Raw genomic sequence first — 13761 nt, forward strand, 5'->3', positions numbered from 1 at the left:
CGCGCCGACCACGAGCGGCGGATCCGGTACGCCCCGGCAGCGGAACCCGGCCTTCAACTGTTCCGTTGCACTTCACTTTTGAAGTTCTGACAACTTCACGACGGCCCTCCTACGGTTGCCTCGCTTCAACGAGAAACGCCACTCCCCGCACCGTTCACGGCTCTTTCTCGGAGGTCCGCTGTGTCCATGCTCTCCCGTATACGACGACCGCGCCGGTCCGTCTCGATCTTCGGTGCCACCAGCCTCGTGGCCGCCTCGCTCGGGCTGTGGGGCAGCGCCCCCGGCGTCGCGCAGGCCGCGGCGCTGCCGACCCCCGACCACGTCGTGGTCGTGGTGTTCGAGAACCACGCCTACGAGCAGGTCATCGGCAGTTCCAGCGCTCCGTACCTGAACAACACGCTCAAGGCAGGTGGCGCCAACCTCACCAACTCCTTCGCGCTGACCCACCCCAGCCAGCCCAACTACCTCCAGCTGTTCTCCGGTGCCACGCAGGGCGTCACGGACGACAGCTGCTACACCCCGCAGTCCAGCGGCGCCGCCAACCTGGGATCCGAGCTGATCGCCGCCGGGAAGACCTGGGGCAGCTACAACGAGGGCCTGCCCTCCGAGGGCTCCACGGTCTGCACCAACAGCGCGACCAAGTACGCCCGGAAGCACAACCCCTGGTTCAAGTTCAGCAACGTGCCGCTGAACACCGCCCACACGTTCAGCCAGTTCCCGACCGACTTCGCCACGCTGCCGAAGGTCTCGTTCGTCGTGCCGAACCTGTGCAACGACATGCACGACTGCTCGATCACCACCGGCGACAACTGGCTGAAGAACAACCTCGACGCCTACGCCCAGTGGGCCAAGAACAACAACAGCCAGCTCATCGTCACCTTCGACGAGGACGACCGGGCCCACAACAACCACGTCGCCACCGTGCTGTACGGAGCGCACGTCACCCCGGGCAGCTCGTCCACCGCGACCTACAACCACTACAACGTCCTCCGGACCGTCGAGGACCTGGCCGGCCTGACCACCCACGCCGGCAACGCCGCCACCGCCTCCGACATCACCGGCATCTGGAACTGACTGCCGTGTACGTAGCGGACAGCCGCACCACCCCTGCTCCGGCCGACCCGGGTACCCGCCCGGGCGGCCGGGGCAGGGCCCTGCCGCACGCCAACGCCGCGACCGCGCTGCGGGCCGTGCCCCGGACCGTGTTCGTGCTCGGCACGGTCAGCCTCATCACCGACATCTCCTCCGAGATGGTCACCGCCGTCCTCCCGCTCTACCTGGTCACCGCGCTGGGCCTGTCCCCGCTGGGCTTCGGCCTGTTGGACGGGGTCTACAACGGCGTCAGCGCACTCGTCCGGCTGGTCGGCGGCCACCTCGCCGACCGCGGTGGGCGGCACAAGGCCGCTGCCGCCGCCGGGTACGGCCTCTCCGCACTGTGCAAACCGTTGCTGCTGCTCGTCCACAGCGTGCCGCTGATCAGCCTGGTGCTCGCCGCCGACCGCACGGGCAAGGGGCTGCGTACGGCACCGCGCGACGCGATGATCTCGCTGGCCTCCCCGGCACGGACGCAGGGACGTTCGTTCGGTGTGCACCGGGCGATGGACACCGCCGGAGCCCTGCTGGGCCCGCTCACCGCCTTCGCCCTGCTGCGGGTGGCGGCCGGGGGGTACGACGCCGTGTTCACGGTGAGCTTCTGCGTGGCCGTGACGGGTGTGCTGGTCCTGCTGCTCTTCGTGCCGGGCCGCACCCCGACGGCCGGGACCTCGGCACCCACCGTGCGGGTCTCGATGGCCGCGGCGGTCGGTCTGCTGCGCCGGGCCGAGCTCCGACGGCTGACCCTCTGCGCACTGCTGCTGGGGCTGGCCACGGTCTCCGACTCCTTCCTCTACCTGCTGCTGCAACGGCGCCTGGACCTGGCCCAGGAGTGGTTCCCGCTGCTGCCGATCGCCACCGCGGGCTCCTTCCTGTTGCTGGCCGTCCCGCTGGGCAAGGCCGCCGACCGCTGGGGCCGGTGGCGCACCTTCCTGGCCGGACACCTGGGCCTCCTGGTCGCGTACGGACTGGTGCTGGCGCCGGTCCCCGCGCCCGTGTTGCCGGTGGTGGCCGTGGTGCTCGTCCTGCACGGCGCCTTCTACGCCGCGACCGACGGGGTGCTGATGGCGGCGGCCGCCGGCGTGACACCGCCCGAGCTGCGCTCCAGCGGTCTGGCCCTGGTCCAGACCGGACAGGCCGGGGCCCGTTTCGCCTGCTCCGTGCTCTTCGGCGCGGCCTGGACGGCGTGGGGGGACCGGACCGCACTGTCCGCGGCCGCGCTGGCGCTGGCGGCGAGCGCGGGGGTGTGCGCGCTGCTGCGGCCGTTGCGTACGACGACGTCGTGTACGACGACGCCGTGTACGACGACGTCGCCTACGACGACGGAGCGCACCGCGGCCGATTCCGCGCGGACGACCGACTCCGCCCCCGCTGCCGCCGCTGCGCCCAGGACCGACTCTCCCGACTCTGCGCCCCCGACGGAGGCCGCTGGATGAACACCCGTACCCGCATCGTCGTGCTGCTCGTCGCCGTGCTCGTCCTCGGCGGCGTCGCCGCGGGCTCCGTGCTGCGGGCCGCCGATCAGGCGAGCCGCAAGGACCGGCAGCAGACCACCGGTCCGCGGGTGACCGCGGGGCGGGTGGCACTCGCCGGAGCGGCCTCGGCACGCCGGCCCCGGCTGGTCTTCCGCAGCACGCTGTGGGGTCCGCACCGCGACGAGCTGGTGTCCGTACCGGCCTCGGACCCCTCCGGCCCCCGTACCGCGTCCGGCCTCCGCTGTCTGCGGTTCTCCACCGCCGCTGGCACCGGCAGTTGTCTGCGCGCGGTGCCCGGCGCCCTGGCCGGCCACTACGAAGCCGTCGTGCTGGACTCCCGGCTGCGGCCCCGCAGGCACGTCCGCCTGGTCGGCAGCCCCACCCGGACCCGGGTCTCACCCAGCGGGCGGATGGTGGCATGGACCGTGTTCGTCAGCGGAGAGTCGTACACCGGCCTCAACTTCTCCACCCGCACCTCGATCCTCGACACCCGCACCGGAAAGCTCCAGCCCAACTTGGAGAACTACCGCGTCCTCAAGGACGGGCGGCCGTACCGGAGTCCCGACATCAACTTCTGGGGCGTGACGTTCGCCGACGACGGGCACTTCTACGCCACGCTCGCCACGCATGGGACCGCCTACCTGGTGCGCGGCGACATAGCCGAACGCACCGTGACCGTCCTCCGCAGCAACGTCGAATGCCCCTCGCTCTCCCCGGACGGGACCCGGCTGGCGTTCAAGAAGCGGGTGCCGGGCCTTTCCGCGGACGCGCCCTGGCGTCTGTACGTGCTGGACCTGCACAGCATGCGTGAGCACCCGCTCGCCGAGCCCCGCAGCGCCGACGACCAGGCCGTCTGGCTGGACGACCACACCGTCGCCTACGCCCTGCCCGGAGACTTCGAGACCGATGCCTGGACCGTCCCGGCCGACGGCACCGGCCACCCGCACCGTCTGATGCCCGCCGCCCAGGCCCCGTCCGCGGTCCGCTGACCTCCGACCGCGGTAGGCGGGAGGCGAAGGCACCGCACAGCAGCTCCAACCCACCTCGATTGGACGGCGGTTGGCCGAGCGTCTAAGGTTTTGGCCATGCGGTCAGAAAATCAACCGGGCGGCCAGAGAGTCTTCGCCTCGGCGGGCGCCGGCGAGGCGAAGACTCAGGAGCGCGAACGGTCCTTCATCGAGAAGGCGCGGCGCGCACAGATCATGGATGCCGCCGTCGAGACCATCGCGGTACGGGGGTTCGCGAAGGCCTCGCTGGCGCAGATCGCCGAGCGGGCGGGAGTCAGCAAGGGGGTGATCTCCTACCACTTCGCCGGGAAGAGCGAGTTGATCGAGCGGCTCGTCGAGCAGATCTACGAGGGGATCGGCGCCTTCGTCGAGGCCCGGCTGGACAAGGAGGCCGGAGCGACGGCCTGGCTGCGGGTCTATGTGGAGTCGGTGGCCGCCTACATGCAGGACCACCGGTCCCAACTCATGGCGCTCGGCGAGATCTTCAGCAACTTCCGCACCGATGACGGGGCGCTGCGCTACGGCGTCGCTTCGAGCGAGCCGCTGTACGTCGGGCTGGAGCAGGTCTTTCTGGAGGGGCAGCGCAGCGGTGAGTTCCGCGCCTTCGACGTCCGCGTCATGGCGGTCAGCCTCCAGGCCGGGATCGACCACATGTTCGCGTACTGGAGCGCCCATCCCGAGCACGACCTGGCAGCACACGCCCGCCAACTCGCCAGCATCTTCGAGCACGCCACCCGCGCGGAGACGGCGGCGGAGACGGCGCAGAAACCGGCCGGACCGACGGCCGAACAGCGCTGAAGCGCACCGACAGCAGTGAACTGCGTTCAACGGGGAGAGTTTTCATGACGGAAGATCTGCGCCGCCCTGCCGCGACGGTGGGGCCCGCGCCGGATACCGGGCGGCCGAAAGCCGCCGCCCGGCTGCTCTACGTCGACAACCTGCGCATCGTGCTGACGGCGCTGGTGGTGCTGCACCACACCGCCGTCACCTACGGCAACATCCCCGCCTGGTACTACACCGAGCCCGCCAAGGACGGATCCGGGCTGCTCCTGGATGTCTTCGTGATGTTCAACCAGGCGTTCTTCATGGGGTTCTTCTTCATGATCGCCGGTTACTTCACCCCGCCCTCCTACGGCCGCAAGGGCACCCGGCCCTTCCTCCGGGACCGTCTCAAGCGGCTGGGCATTCCGCTCCTCGCCTTCCTCCTGCTGATACGTCCGCTGGCGAACTTCAGCGGCTACGGCGCGCTGCGGGCGGAATTCGCCGAGCAGGGCAAGGACCTTCCCTACTGGCTGTACTACGGCTTGAGTTGGGATGCGGGGCCGATGTGGTTCGTCGAGGTGCTCCTGGTGTTCTCCCTGTTCTACGCCCTCGTACGGCACCGGCGGGCACGCCACCTCGAGGGCCCGGGCGGCGCAGCCCTCGCGGCCGGGCGTGTGCCTGAGCGGGAACCGCGGCCGCTGCGGCCGTTCGCCATCGTCGGCTTCACCCTCGGCCTGGCCCTCGCGACGTACCTGTGGCGCATCGTCGTACCGAGCGGCAGCTATCTGCCCTTCCTGGGCCTGCCCACCCCGAGCTTCATGCCGCAGTACGCGAGCTTCTTCGTCATCGGCGTGCTGGCCCACCGACATGGCTGGCCGCAGACCCTCTCCCGGCGGACGGGGCGGGTGGGTTTCGCCGTCGCCACCGTCGCGACGCTCGCGTACCTGCCCGTCGTCATCACCGCCGGGGACGGTGCGCTCGACGGGCACGGAAGCTGGCAGTCGCTGGCCGGGGCGGCGTGGGAGTCGACGTTCGCCGTCGGCGTCGTCCTGGGGCTGACCGTCCTGTTCCGGGAACGTTTCCCCCGGCAGGGCCCCGTCGGCGGCTTCCTCTCCCGCCATGCCTTCGCGGTCTACCTCACCCATGCGGCCGTGCTCGTCGGCCTCGGGTACGCCTTCCGCTGGCTGCACGCCCCGGCGGCCGTCAAGTTCGCCCTGGTCGCCGCCCTGGCCCTGCCGCTGTGCTGGGCCGTCGCCTACGCCGTCCGCCGCCTGCCCCGCGCGGACCGGGTGCTGTGACGGCGTAGCGGAATCCGTCGGCGGGTGGTGGCCACTCGCTGCCGACACCGGCCCCTGCAACCGGCCCGAGCCGGGAGCAGGGGCCGTCACCATGCCTGCGTCGCCCGTGCGTTCAGCCCAGCGGCTTGTCCAGGACTGCCTTGGTGTGGCTGAACGTCTCCAGCGAGTACTCACCGTGGTAACGCCCCATGCCGCTCTCGCCGACGCCGCCGAACGGCAGGCCGGGCGCGGTGAGATGGGCGACCGGCAGGCCGAAGGTGAGCGCGCCGGAGGAGGTCTCGGTCAGGAGACGGTGCTTGGTGAGGTCGGAGTCGGTGAACCCGTAGAGCGCCAGCGGCTTGTCCCGGTCGTTGATGAAGGCGATCGCCGCGTCCAGGTCGGGCACCGGCACGATCGGGAGGATCGGGCCGAAGATCTCCTCCTGCATCACCGGGTCGTCGGCGCGGACGTCGGCGAGGACGGTGGGGGCCAGGTAGCGGTCGGCGCGGTCGTGGGTGCCGCCGACGACAGTCCGGCCGCTGTCGAGGAGGGCGGTCAGCCGGTCGAAGTGGCGCGTGGTGACGATCCGTCCGTACTCGGCAGCGGTGGCCGGGTCCGCTCCGTAGGTCTCGCGCAGCGCCTCGACGAGGTGCGGTTCGATGTCCCGTGCGGTGTCGCCGATGGCCAGGACGTAGTCGGGGGCGACGCAGGTCTGGCCGGCGTTGAGGAACTTGCCGGTGACCAGCCGCCGGGCCGCCGCGGCCAGATCCGTACCGGCGTCGAGGACGACGGGGCTCTTGCCGCCCAGTTCCAGCGTGACCGGCGTCAGGTGCCGGGCGGCGGCGGCCATCACGATCCGGCCGACGGTGCCGTTGCCGGTGTAGAAGATGTGGTCGAAGCGCTGGGCCAGCAGTGCGGTGGTCTCCGGGACGGCGCCCTCGACGACGGCCACCGCATCGGCGTCCAGATAGCGCGGCAGCAGCCGGGCGAGCGCGGCCGAGGTCGCCGGGGCGAGTTCGCTGGGCTTGACGACGGCGCAGTTGCCCGCGGCGAGCGCGCCGACGAGCGGGGCGAGCGCGAGCTGCAGCGGGTAGTTCCAGGGCGCGATCACCAGGACGACGCCGAGCGGTTCGCGGACGACCTGCGCGGTCGCCGGCAGCAGCCATGCGGGCAGTTCGGCGGGCCGGGGTGCCAGCCAGTCGTCGAGCCGGTCGAGGGTGTGGTCTATCTCGTTGAGGGTGAAGCCGATCTCGGTGCGGTACGCCTCCTCCGGGCCCTTGCCGAGGTCCGCGGCCAGCGCGGCGAGGAGGTCGTCGCTGTGGTCGGTGAGCAGCGTGCGCAGGGCCGTGAGCTGGCCGCGGCGCCAGTCGGTGGCGGTGGTGCGGTGGGTGGCGAAGGTGGTGCGGAGCCGGTCGACAACGGCGGCCGCGTCCAGGTCGGCCGTGTCCTGGTCGGGCGTGGAGGGCAGCTCACGGGTGGCGGGGTGGGAGGTCATGTCGCCGAGGCTACACGAAACGAAAACTTTTCGTTTCGTAATGGCGGGTAGGTAGACTCGCGGTGTGGGCGAACGTACCGAGAGCAACCAGACCGCCGCGGGCGAGCGGGGGCCCGCCCGTGGCCGCCCGCGGGACGCCGAACGCGACCGGGCCCTCCTGGAGGCCACCGTCCAGGTCCTCCAGGAGAGCGGCTACGGCGGGCTGACCACGGCCGCCGTGGCCAAACGGGCCGGGGTCTCCACCGCGACCCTCTACCGTCGCTGGCGTTCCAAGGAAGACCTGGTCGTGGGCACCGCCGTGCGCTGGGCCAGCGACCTCGGCCCGCAGCCGGACACCGGCAGTCTCGAAGGCGACCTGGCCGCCCTGCTCCGGGACAAGGCCGAGACGCTGGAGGGCCCCGGCGGCCGGCTGCTGCACGTCCTGATCGGCGAGTCCGCGCACAACGAAGCGCTGGCCCGGGTACTGGACACGGCGATCATCGATCCGGTCCGCGACCGGGCCGCCACGGTCGTCCGCCGCGCCGTCGACCGCGGCGACATCCCGCCGCTGGAGAACGCCCATGTGCTGGCCGACCTGGTCGTCGGCTCGATGGTCAGCCGGCTCTTCCTGACCCCGGACGCGGCACACCGGGCCACCACGGACGGCCCGTCCTCCGGCGAGGCGGCGATCCGCGAACTCCTCCCGTTCCTGCTGCGCGCCCTGGGCGCACGGACAGGCCCGACCGGGCACGGAGCGCCCGTACCGCCGAACCGCTGATCCTCCTGGCCGGCCTACCGACGGTGCGGCCCGGATCCCTCGCCCGTCCCCGGCCGGATTTGCCTTGGAGTGGACTCCAACCTCCACACTGATCGCGACGGCAGCCCGTGCCGTGGACGGAAAGGCGGCAGCAATGGAGACGACGAACGGGACGGGGCACCCGCTGCCCTACGACACCTACCGGCAGGCGATCGAGCGGGAGACCCTGCGCTTCGCCGAGGTGGTCCGCGGCGCCGACCCGGCGACCCCCGTGCCGTCCTGCCCCGACTGGACGCTGGCCGACCTCACCCGGCACGTGGGATCGCTGCAGCGCTGGTTCTCCGCGCTGCTGACCCAGCTCGTGCAGGAGCCTCCGCGCAGCCGTGACGTGGAGCTGGGCCTGCCGGAACGCGCCGAGGAGTATCCCGACTGGGTGGCCGCGGGCGTGCCCGCCGTCGCCGCCGTGCTGCGGGCCACGGACCCCCGGGCGGCCATGTGGGCCTGGGGAGAGGACCAGCACGCGCGGTTCTGGGCCCGCCGGATGCTGTACGAAACGCTCGTGCACCGGGTGGACGCCGAGCGCGCCGTCGGCCAGGAATCGGACATCGACCCCGCGCTGGCGGCGGACGGGGTGGACGAATTCCTCGTCAACCTGCCCTACGCGGGTCTCTTCGCCCCGGCGGTGAAGAAGCTGCGGGGCGACGGCGAGGTCATCGCCTTCCACTGCACGGACTCCGGCAGCGGCACCGGCGAGGAGTGGCGGGTGCGGCTGGACCCGGACGGCTTCCGTCCGGCCGGGTCGGCTCCGGTGCCGGCCGACGCGCAGGCGAAGGTGCGCGGACGAGCGGCGGACCTCCTGTTGCTGCTCTACGGGCGGCGGTCCTACCAGGACCCCGCCTTCGAGGTGTCGGGCGGGACCACGGCACTCGACCGCTGGTTCGCCCACACGGCCTTCTGAGCCGGGACGCCCGTGCGCGCCGGGTTGGGGAGGCGGCGCGCACGGGCGGCATGGCGGTGGCGGTTCCGGGGGCCGGTGCCGTGCCGGGTCAGCCGCGCAAGGGGCCTTCGCAGTGGTAGTCGGCCGTGCCGGCGCGCCGGTCGGACCAGATGTCGACCTCGCCGAACGAGCAGTTCATGTCGGTGAGGTTGTTGTCGCCCTGGGCGGCCCGGTCCAGGAGGAAGTAGTCGACCGTCTCGGACATGTCCTTGAAGACGCGGCCCGGGTCGCCCGCGTCGGACAGGTTCGCCGTGATGCGGCCCACGCAGCTGAACCGCGGTCGCTCCTGCGCCCCGGTGGCGCGGCAGTCGGGCGTCGCGCCGGTGGTGGCCCGGAAGGAGTCGCGCACCTGCTCGGCCGTACTGTCGCGCAGCCTGCCGACGGGCACGTACCGGGTGTCGGGCACCAACAGGTCGTCGACGTGCGCGATCTGCCGGTCGAGGAAGGCGTCGTACGCGCGTTGCAGACCGCCGTCCTTGCCGAGCCGGTCGCGCCAGGCGTCGAAGGCGCGCGGGTCGTCGGCCCGCAGGTACCGGTACATCTCGCGCAGCAGCGCCGGACGCTCGGCCCACAGGAACTCGAAGAAGGTGCCCGCGTAGTTGTAGAAGCGGAAGCCGTCCCCGGCGTAGGTGGCGTGCAGGAGGTGGTCCACGGTCATGCGGGGGCCGCCGTTCGCGGTGTCGGCGATGATGCCCTTCACCAGGGACTTGCGGACCCTGATGCCGTCGTCACGGGTGCCGCCGTCGAAGAACTCCGCGGTGCCCTCGTCCATGGCCGTGGTCCGGTCGCCCTCGTACCAGGGGCCCTCGCCGAAGGAGCCGGGCACCGCCCAGCGGCCGTTGAGGTAGTGCGTGTACTCGTGCCGGAACAGCTCCTCCAGCGTCAGCGAGGAGTCCTGCGGGACGCGCCGCTGGTAGGTGTAGAAGGTCGCGCCCTTCTCGATGTAGACGCCGCCGTTGTTGGTGTCCATGCCGGTCAGGAGCGGATGGAAGTTCTCGTAGTCGGCGCGCGACGCGTAAAGGACCGTCGTCAGCGTGGAGTTGGGGTCACCGGCGAGCGGCTCCTCGGTGCCGACGACCCGGTGGAACTGCGCCTTGACCTGCTTGCTCGCGTAGTAGAGCTGGTCGACGGTGTTGCGGTCGAGGGCGGTGCGCACCCGCATGCCGTCCTTCGTGCCGCCCTTGTCGTACGTGTAGGTCCTCGGGAAGAGGCGGCGCTCGATGTCGTCGCGGCAGACCTTGTACGGGGCGCAGGCGTCGAACTCGACCAGCCAGCCGGCGGCCTTGGCCCAGGGCGCGCTACCGTCGCCGAACGTGCGGGCCGTGGTGCCCAGGAGCGCGCCGAGGCCGCTGACGGTCTCGCCGCGCAGCGAGTCGATCTGACCGAACCGCCCGTACTCGCTCACCGCGTCGCGCGCCACCCAGGCGTTCGGCTTGTCCTTGAGGTGGCCGTAGCCGCCGAACGCCTTGAAGGCGGCGCGGTAGCCGGGGTCGGCGGCGACCGCGGTGCGGAAGGCGGTGTCCTGGTTGCCGGGGTAGACGCCCAGGTAGTTCAGGGACAGTGCGGCGAGCGCCGCGCCGGCCCAGGAGGTGTTCTGGGCGGTGTCGGGGTGCCGGTCGTCCATCGTGGCCAACACCCGTCGAACCAGCGCGAGTTGATGCTGACGTAGCCCGGGGGCGCTCGACGCGTACAGGGCCTCACGCAGGGTCTCGGCGTTGCTGCGGGTCACGTCGAAGGTGCGGGCGGCCGAGCCGAAGGCGGCGGTGGCGCGGCGCATGGCCTCCACCGTCGGCGGGTCGGTGACGTCGATCTCGTCGTGCGAGAAGTCGTGGTAGACGACCGCGTGCAAGTACGTGAACATCTCCAGGAGATGCGTGCTGTTCTTGCCGTCGTGCGCGGCGGCGAGCCGCTCGATGCGGCGCGCGACGGCCTGGACGTGGGCGTCCGACATCACGGGCACGAGGCGCCGGTCCCAGGTCCAGATCAGGGTGCGCAGACAGCCGTCCGCGGTGACCTCGGGGTCGGCGAGGAAATCGGTGAACCGTTCCGGGGACAGGCCCGTGATGCCGTCGAGGGTGCACGGGACGGCGGCCTTGCCGATCCTGGCGTGGGGTGCGGCGGCCTTCGTCGTGGCCGTCGCCTTGGCCTTCGACGTGAGCGGGCCGGGGACGCGGCCGGTGCCGAGCCCGCCGGGGCCCGCTATCCGGAGTGCCGGGGCCTTGGGCGCCTTGGCCAGGTGGTCGACCCTGTCGTGCGGGGTGGCCGTGGGAGCGTTCGGGCCGGAGAAGGCGGCCGGGTGGAGGGCCGCGGTGGTGGCGCGCGGGGCGGCGGAGGGGGTGGCCGGGTATCCGGTGCCGGCCGCCGTGACGCAGAGCGTCACCGCTGTCGCGGCCGTGAGCAGGGGTCTGCGAAGGGTCCTTGAAGGAAACACGGAGCTCTCCTGTGGGGGCAGGTGAATCGTGCGCGCGGGCCGCGGTGTTCGCGGTCCTGTGAATGCCTCGGGGTGCCGACGTGAAAGGCATGCGCACGTCATGTGATGTGTAACGTAGTAATGTGAAATTGCACTGGCAAGACCCATGCGGGATGCATTCCACGGAAATCCCGCTTTCTGCCGCCTAGTTCAGACCGCTCGGTTCAGACCAAGGGCTGCGCCGCGGTCGGATGCCGTTGCCGCCAGCGTGCGTACGCCGGGCTGTCGGCGCAGGCGCTCAGGTAGCCGTCGCGCACCCGCCGCAGGACCGCCTCGCCGGGCCGGGCCAGCGGGCCGTCGCGGTGCCAGGCCAGCACATGGCGGTACCACAGGGGGTTGCCGGCCAGCGGACGCACGGCCACCCCCGGTACCTCGATGAAGGTGGCCTGACAGAGGCTCACCGCCAGGCCGGCACGGACGAGCTCGATCAGCTGCCGCCCCTCGGCCTCGTACGGCACCCGGGGCTGACGGTCGGCCAGTGCGAAGACCGACGACCAGTACTCACGGGTGCGGTCGCTGTCCGGGCGGGGTGCGGCCCAGTCCTCGGCGGCGAGCCCGGAAAGGCTCACCTCCTCCTGGTCCGCCAGGGGGTGGCCGGCGGGCAGCAGGGCGAAGACCGGTTCCGTGACGAGCGGGTGCAGCAGCACACCGTCGCGGGGCGGCGGCTCCTGACCGGGATGGTCGCCGAGCACGGCGGCCTCCAGGCGGCCGGCGCAGAGATCGTCCAGCAGCGGGGCGGGCGCGTACCCACAGCGGGCGGTCACCTCCGCCGCCGGCAGCAACTCCCTTACGGCCAGCAGGAGATGACCGAGCAGCGGGGCACCGACCGAGCCGACGCGGAGCCGGGCGGGTGCCGCGGCGTGCCGGGTGGCCCGGTCGGTGTCGGCGAGGAGCTGGTCGACGCCCGGCAGGATGGCGCGGGCGCGGGCCAGCACCAGATCGCCCAGCGGGGTGGGCGCGGAGCCCGCCCGCCGCCGCTCGAACAGTGCGCCGCCCAGCAGGGTTTCGATACGCCGCAGCTGGGCGCTCAGGCCCGGCTGGGTCATCCCCAGCGAGGCGGCGGCCCGGGTGAGGCTGCCGGCCTCGGCGATCGCGCACACCACCCGCAGATGCCGTATCTCCAGATCCATGGCGCGGATGTTATGGAGCGTCGGGAGGTTCCCGACAGGGTGCGGCATCCCTCACTGTCATGTGACATCGCACACCACACCCCCCGATGGAAGGTGCCACGAACATGAAGGCGCTGCACCCTGCCCGCCGGAGGCCCGCACCGCTGCTCGCGGCAGCGCTCGCCGGTCTCCTCCTGCCCCTCACCGGAGCCCCGCACGCCGAGGCCTCCCACGTGCGCAAGCCGGCGGACCACGCCACGGACTGCGCGCTGCCGGGCACCACCGGATGGACGGACGAAGGCCATGGCACCGACCACTCCGTGTTCCAGCGGTCCTCCGGGACCCGCAAGGTCGGCATGATCTTCGTGGACTTCCCGGACGCCCCCGCCACCGAGTCCCCGGCCGACGACGCCGCCCGGATCACGCCCGGCGCGGACTGGCTGTGGCAGGCGTCGCACGGCAAGGTGTGGCTCGCCATCAGCCAGCACCGGCGCTGGGTACGGATGCCCCACAACTCCACCGACTACGGCTTCGCACGCGGACTCAGCCACGAGGCGCACGAGGCGTACATCAAGGACGCCATCACCGCCGCCGACCCGGACGTGGACTTCTCCGCGTACGACATGGTCTACATCGTCCCGACGAAGAACGCCTCGGCGATCTCCTTCACCCCCACCTACATCTACGAGCCGGGCACGACCGGTGTCGTCGCCGACGGCAAGCGCCTCAAGTGGGCCGTCACCTTCGGCCAGGACATGTGGCACTGGGGGCCCAAGCTGGTCGGCCACGAGACCGCGCACACCTTCGGACTGCCCGACCTGTACGCCTTCGACCCGGGCAACGACACGCACCGCTTCGTCGGCGGCTGGGACGTCATGGGCCTGATCAGCGGGGCCGGACCGCAGTACGTCGGCTGGGAGTCCTGGAAGCTCGGCTGGACCGCGGACCGGCAGGTGGCCTGCCGGGCCTCGGCGGGCAGCGACACGGTACGGCTCACCGCCGTCGAGTACGGCGGCGGCACCAAGATGGCCGTCCTGCGCACCGGCCCGACCTCGGCGTATGTGGTGGAGTCCCGGCGGGCGGTCCGCGCGGACACCGGCCTGTGCGCGACCGGCGCGCTCGTCTACAAGGTCGACTCGTCCGTCGAGACCGGCAAGGGCCCCGTCCAGGTCATGGACGCCAAGCCCGACGCCACCCCGGCCCAAGGCTGCCGGCCCCTGGACGACGCTCCGTACGGGGCCGGTGAGTCGTTCACCGACGCGGCCGCGGGGGTGCGCATCGACGTGCTGAAGGCGGGCACCTACGGGGACACGGTGCGCCTCACCAAGTCATAACTCCCTT

The 13761-nt window shown here is 71.8% G+C and carries 11 protein-coding genes; 8 read left to right on the forward strand and 3 right to left on the reverse strand.

Features of this window, described 5'->3' with window-relative positions:
* Positions 1–186 precede the first annotated feature (186 nt).
* The 5 genes from ACFV1J_RS25935 (at position 187) to ACFV1J_RS25955 (ending at position 5634) form a co-directional block, all read left to right on the forward strand.
* Complete coding sequence (locus ACFV1J_RS25935) at positions 187–1074, forward strand: alkaline phosphatase family protein (protein WP_385861795.1); 888 nt, start codon at positions 187–189, stop codon at positions 1072–1074.
* Between the two features lie 5 nt (positions 1075–1079).
* On the forward strand, positions 1080–2528 hold the full coding sequence (locus ACFV1J_RS25940; protein ID WP_385861797.1) for an MFS transporter: 1449 nt from the start codon (positions 1080–1082) through the stop codon (positions 2526–2528).
* Positions 2525–3556 (forward strand): TolB-like translocation protein, encoded by a 1032-nt coding sequence (locus tag ACFV1J_RS25945; RefSeq protein WP_385861799.1) that lies wholly within the window; start codon positions 2525–2527, stop codon positions 3554–3556. The genes ACFV1J_RS25940 and ACFV1J_RS25945 overlap by 4 nt, the downstream gene beginning before the upstream one ends.
* Before the next feature lie 96 nt (positions 3557–3652).
* Positions 3653–4372, forward strand: coding sequence for a TetR/AcrR family transcriptional regulator (locus tag ACFV1J_RS25950; protein ID WP_385861800.1), 720 nt, complete (start codon positions 3653–3655; stop codon positions 4370–4372).
* Positions 4373–4416: 44 nt separating this feature from the next.
* The gene (locus ACFV1J_RS25955) at positions 4417–5634 is read left to right on the forward strand and encodes an acyltransferase (RefSeq protein ID WP_385861802.1); all 1218 of its coding nucleotides are present in this window, start codon (positions 4417–4419) and stop codon (positions 5632–5634) included.
* Between the two features lie 112 nt (positions 5635–5746).
* On the opposite strand, the gene ACFV1J_RS25960 is transcribed toward ACFV1J_RS25955, so the two are convergent.
* A complete protein-coding gene (locus ACFV1J_RS25960) occupies positions 5747–7108 on the reverse strand; it encodes an aldehyde dehydrogenase family protein (RefSeq protein ID WP_385861804.1) in 1362 nt (453 codons plus the stop codon).
* A gap of 64 nt (positions 7109–7172) precedes the next feature.
* On the opposite strand from ACFV1J_RS25960, the gene ACFV1J_RS25965 reads away from it, so the two are divergent.
* Together ACFV1J_RS25965 and ACFV1J_RS25970 are read left to right on the forward strand one after the other, a co-directional pair.
* Positions 7173–7865: a TetR/AcrR family transcriptional regulator gene (locus ACFV1J_RS25965; protein ID WP_385861805.1), complete on the forward strand. Its 693-nt coding sequence runs from the start codon at positions 7173–7175 to the stop codon at positions 7863–7865.
* A 133-nt stretch (positions 7866–7998) separates the two neighbouring features.
* Positions 7999–8802 carry a maleylpyruvate isomerase family mycothiol-dependent enzyme gene (locus ACFV1J_RS25970; protein ID WP_385861807.1) on the forward strand — a complete coding sequence of 268 codons (804 nt, stop codon included), beginning with the start codon at positions 7999–8001 and terminating at the stop codon, positions 8800–8802.
* Between the two features lie 88 nt (positions 8803–8890).
* Here the strand turns inward: ACFV1J_RS25970 and ACFV1J_RS25975 are convergent, their stop codons facing one another.
* Positions 8891–11272: a collagenase gene (locus tag ACFV1J_RS25975; protein ID WP_385861808.1), complete on the reverse strand. Its 2382-nt coding sequence runs from the start codon at positions 11270–11272 to the stop codon at positions 8891–8893.
* A gap of 203 nt (positions 11273–11475) precedes the next feature.
* Complete coding sequence (locus ACFV1J_RS25980; RefSeq protein WP_385861810.1) at positions 11476–12441, reverse strand: LysR family transcriptional regulator; 966 nt, start codon at positions 12439–12441, stop codon at positions 11476–11478.
* A gap of 104 nt (positions 12442–12545) precedes the next feature.
* On the opposite strand from ACFV1J_RS25980, the gene ACFV1J_RS25985 reads away from it, so the two are divergent.
* Positions 12546–13754, forward strand: coding sequence for a M6 family metalloprotease domain-containing protein (locus tag ACFV1J_RS25985; RefSeq protein WP_385861813.1), 1209 nt, complete (start codon positions 12546–12548; stop codon positions 13752–13754).
* The last annotated feature ends 7 nt before the right edge of the window (positions 13755–13761 follow it).

It is taken from the genome of Streptomyces sp. NPDC059649 (assembly GCF_042734445.1).
GTDB lineage: Bacteria > Actinomycetota > Actinomycetes > Streptomycetales > Streptomycetaceae > Streptomyces.